Origin of the sequence: Streptomyces hazeniae, assembly GCF_031845485.1 — a bacterium.
GTDB lineage: Bacteria > Actinomycetota > Actinomycetes > Streptomycetales > Streptomycetaceae > Streptomyces > Streptomyces hazeniae.
On the sequence record NZ_JAVREQ010000226.1, the window covers coordinates 1 to 416 of the forward strand.

The 416-nt window shown below is 75.0% G+C and carries 1 protein-coding gene; it reads left to right on the top strand.

Going from position 1 to position 416, the window contains the following annotated elements; genetic code table 11:
- The coding region (locus RM572_RS29450; RefSeq protein WP_311676398.1) for an NADH-ubiquinone oxidoreductase-F iron-sulfur binding region domain-containing protein at positions 1–416 on the top strand (416 nt) is incomplete at both ends.

A 416-nucleotide genomic window follows, 5' to 3' on the forward strand; every position in this document is an offset into this window, starting at 1 on the left:
ACCGTGGGCGGCGCCCTGGGCGCGGGCGCGATCCTGCCGATCGGTCCGGAGACCTGCCCGCTGGGCGAGTCCCTCCGGATCGCGAACTGGCTGGCCGCCGAGACCGCCGGGCAGTGCGGCCCGTGCAAGCTGGGGCTGCCGGCGGCGGCCGGCGGGCTCTCCGACGTACTGAACGGAGGCGGGCCCGCCGCGCTGGAGGCGCTGCGCGAGGTGGCCCAGGCCGTGAAGGGCCGGGGCGCGTGCAAGCATCCGGACGGTTCGGCGCGGTTCTTCATGTCGACGCTGTCGGCGTTCACGGACGACCTCGCCGCCCATGTCCTCGACGGCGGCTGCGGCCGGGAGACGCTCGGTGTGCTGCCGCTGCCCTTCTCCGGCCACCAGGACGTGGAGGAGTCGATTCCGAGCGGCGAGAAGCT